This window comes from Clostridium sp. C8-1-8 (assembly GCF_009928445.1).
Classification (GTDB): Bacteria; Bacillota; Clostridia; order Clostridiales; family Clostridiaceae; genus Clostridium_AR.
Genome location: NZ_JAABNO010000065.1, coordinates 1 through 3,522, shown reverse-complemented (window position 1 = coordinate 3,522; position 3,522 = coordinate 1). Strand labels below are relative to the sequence as shown.

At 48.8% G+C, this 3,522-nt stretch carries 4 protein-coding genes; 1 reads left to right on the top strand and 3 read right to left on the bottom strand.

What is annotated here, in order from left to right:
* Nucleotides 1-778: 778 nt before the first annotated feature.
* Nucleotides 779-973 carry a Rop family plasmid primer RNA-binding protein gene (locus GXK57_RS26055; protein WP_049590575.1) on the bottom strand — a complete coding sequence of 65 codons (195 nt, stop codon included), beginning with the start codon at nt 971-973 and terminating at the stop codon, nt 779-781.
* Between the two features lie 628 nt (nt 974-1,601).
* Between GXK57_RS26055 and GXK57_RS26050 the strand changes: the two genes are divergently transcribed.
* A complete protein-coding gene (locus tag GXK57_RS26050; protein ID WP_049590576.1) occupies nt 1,602-1,979 on the top strand; it encodes a ProQ/FINO family protein in 378 nt (125 codons plus the stop codon).
* Nucleotides 1,980-2,256: 277 nt separating this feature from the next.
* Here the strand turns inward: GXK57_RS26050 and tssD are convergent, their stop codons facing one another.
* Nucleotides 2,257-2,748, bottom strand: coding sequence for a type VI secretion system tube protein TssD (gene tssD, locus GXK57_RS26045; RefSeq protein ID WP_089643540.1), 492 nt, complete (start codon nt 2,746-2,748; stop codon nt 2,257-2,259).
* Nucleotides 2,749-2,996: 248 nt separating this feature from the next.
* Nucleotides 2,997-3,440, bottom strand: a complete 444-nt coding sequence (locus GXK57_RS26040; protein WP_202127794.1) for a DUF2778 domain-containing protein — start codon at nt 3,438-3,440, stop codon at nt 2,997-2,999.
* Nucleotides 3,441-3,522: the final 82 nt, after the last annotated feature.

The window sequence follows — 3,522 nt, the reverse complement described above, 5'->3', positions numbered from 1 at the left end:
AGGTGCGTAATCAGCGCCGTTCAGGATAAATTTTCCGTGTAGTGCCATTCAGATTGCCCTAAATCCATTCTAACATTGTGGATATACTAGCAAAAAACCATAACATGCCTAATGCCCCCGTGGTGGGTACACCAGAAAAGACGGGGAGCGGCGCGACCTTCGTCTAGCTCGTTTTTCTCACCTTGCAAGGGTTTGATTGTGTGGGCGTTGCGTTGACGTTTGAGAATCGCACATTGCCGCTTACTACTGCCTTGTTCGCTCATTTTATCAGGTGCTTGTTATCGTACAGCGAGACGGGGTAGAGCCTAACTCTTTCGCGGTTAGGTTACGTTTCCACCAGTTGCCTGTTTATCCTGCCGGAGTCCGGGGCGTAGACCTGAGCGTCTAAGGTGCAGATATGGGTTTAATGTCGTTGGATGGTATTAAGCTGGTAGTGACAAGGCTAGCCAGCCCTGCTAGGATTTAGATTCTCACGTCTGATCCTGGCAGGTATCTGCAAAGAATTAGAGTACCGAAGCCCTGTGATTCTGTCACGGGGCTTTTGTACATTTAGCGCTTAAAGATCATTTTGATCCGCTGTGATCGTTGTTACCGCTCGCCGCAGCCCCAGCGACCGAACGTAGTGAGCGAGTGGGCGAGGAAGCGGAATTTCCCCGTAAGTCTGATTTGAGCACTTACGCCCTGGAGTTCCTTTCAGCCCATGACCTGACGCGCCCTCCGGGCTTGTCTGCTGGCGAAAACGCTCACGGACAAGCCGCGACCGCTTTCGCCAGCCCTTTTATGGTTCCGTGCTGTACTGCGCTTCAAAGTGTGTCTGTACGCTGTTACAGAGTTCTTCCGCCAGTTCGTGCAGCCGTTCGCACATGGTGGCCTGTTCGTCGGCATCCAGTGCGTCCAGTTTCCCGAGCAACGTCAGGCTCTGGCTTTTGATGAATCGCGCCATGTTGAGCGCGGTCTGCTGCTGTTTGTTCACGTTCTTCCGTCTCCGTTACTGGTGTTTACGTCCGGCTGTGCGTCACCTGGTCATCACGCCAGGTGACGTCACTGAAAATTATCACACAAGCCCCGTCGTGCGTGGGCTGCGCGAAATTAACACCCCGTGACGCTTATTTTTTGCTGAATATGTGCGCGATTTTCTGTCTGCGTTGTGTGCATGTTGCCGTCATCAACATGAACGTTCCGGCGGTTCCTGATGTGCGTCACTTTGACGTTTTGACAAAGTGACGCACGGAAGCTGCATGTGCAAACCCGCGCATAACGGCGTTTACCGCGTGATTTTTTAACATCTGACAACGTGACCCGGCGTGATGGCCAGTGTGTTAGTCAGTTCTGGCCAGCGATGCGCGAACGGCGAACGCAAAGGCGGGACAGGATATGTTTTGTTGAACCGCCATCGGTGATGGCCGTTCAGCAAAACGCCTGGCAGGAGTGCCACCCCTGCACCCCGGACGATGAAAACGAACGGACGTGATATCCTGCCCCATCGACGGGACAGGATATGTTTTGTAGCACCGCCACCAGTGCCGGCAGTGCCACAAACGCCTGGTCAGGGCACAGCCTGACACCTCAGACGAACGACAACGAACGGGAAACGGGAAGACATGACTCCGGCAGAGAAAGAGCAAAATAAAAAAGAGACCCGCGCACTTCTGGAAGGCTTCTGGTCAGCGGCATTTAATTTTGATAATCCGCAACCGCTGAAAATCGGGATAACGGAAGATCTTGTCGCTGATGCGAAAAAGCGGGGATTACCATTCCCTTATGAGGTGATAAAAGCAGCGGTTGCGCTGTATACGAGTCGCAAGAAATATTACCGTGCCCTGTCGAACGGGCGGGAACGTATAGATCTGGAAGGGAGGCCGACGGGTAAACCGAAAGAGAATGATCGCATCTGGGCACAAATACTGCTCAGGAAAAAAATCAAGCAGGAGAAAAGAGAGGCAAGGAAACGCGCAATAATTCAGGAACAGGGCGATTAAAAAATCCCCGAGCAGAGTGGCGACTTTCAGGGTTGAAAACATCCGAAAATAAGCTTCAGGGACACTGGACGTGCCCAAACCGATCGCTATTCAGTTTCATGCATAGTCATGCAATGCGCTGAAAACGTTTCTGCCGCATTTTTCCTGTTTCCCCAGGGTAAACATCCATTTTTACGGTTTTTGCGTCAGAATCGCGCTCAGCGCGTTTTAGTGGTGCGTACAATTAAGGGGTTATGTTAAATCCCCCCTTTCAGGCTGGGGCAAATTACCCGCACAATTACGCGGTTGGGCGCTCGTTCCATGAGTCAGTATATTGGATGTTTCCATCAACTATTCGCCAGGTAATTTTTTCATATTGCAAACTGACACTTTCAACATGATTCATTTTATCATTACCCGCTAATTTTACGTTGGGAACGCCGCAATTAACGCCGGTTACTTTTACATTTTCCATTAGCACTGTGTAATAGCAAACTTCCTGCCCGGCATCATTTATGTGATAGAAGCGTATTTCTGCGCTTTTGAGTGTCTGGCCTGTGGCCGCTGCCTTGTAGAGGTATGGTGTTGAGCTATCAACTTCTTTTTCTATCATCATGGATGAATGCTGGCGGGTACCTGTAATTTTGCCATTGGAGCTATCCACAGGTAGATTGATGCCATGACTCATCCCAATGATTTCGATACTTCCTTCGCGATCCTGGACGTCGACGGAGCCTTTAATGTCTGCTCCTCCGTCGTCTTTTAACCACATATATGGAGGGATTGGCATTTTACTTATTCCTTTTATGTCTGAATAACAACATTATCGAAATGTAAATAATTGATGTTATTGGAAAGATAGTGATTACTGAAATGTAAAAATAAAGGTCATAGAAGTTGTCAGCCCCAATATCTCCGGGACCGTATATCATATGCCCTAGTTGATTGGCAAAGTCTGAATTTATCCAGGTTTCGGGACTTCCTAATGAACGTCCTACTATCCAGGATATAGCAATATAAAATGCGACTTTGAAGGTCTTACGGGCAAGTGTTGCTATAACCATTAATTACCTCTACCCAGCCTTTAGCCATAAGCGAACGCATACAGGGAACTTGCATTGGAGTTGTTCTTAATAGTGCGTCTCTTATCAATGCATAATCTGAATTGTGGGCTATTGTTATGCAACCTTCAGAAACAGTCCCAGGATGTAACCTGAATAGCCCTCGATAAACGCCATTTATCCAAGTACCATCGTCGATGCCCCAATCGTCACGATATAACGCAAACCATTCATCGCGCCCAAATTCCGTTCCATAATAGAATTTATTAAACAGGTCTTGGGCCTTGGCTTTAGCCCATGATCCGAGGCCACCAGAGCCGCGTTCAACAATCCAGTATTTTCCAGGTGGTAATGGTCCATCGTTCGGAATTGCGCCACAGGCTCCTTTGTTTCTGTATACCCCTTTTCCAGAGTGCGCCATAAACACCCCTACCCCGTACAGATTGAAAGGTGCGTAATCAGCGCCGTTCAGGATAAATTTTCCGTGTAGTGCCATTCAGATT

What these genes read in the sequence shown, in the direction of transcription:
- GXK57_RS26050 (WP_049590576.1), top strand. Translation starts at nt 1,602, where the DNA reads ATGACTCCGGCAGAGAAAGAGCAAAATAAAAAAGAGACCCGCGCACTT.
- tssD (WP_089643540.1), bottom strand. Translation starts at nt 2,748, where the DNA reads ATGCCAATCCCTCCATATATGTGGTTAAAAGACGACGGAGGAGCAGAC.
- GXK57_RS26040 (WP_202127794.1), bottom strand. Translation starts at nt 3,440, where the DNA reads ATGGCGCACTCTGGAAAAGGGGTATACAGAAACAAAGGAGCCTGTGGC.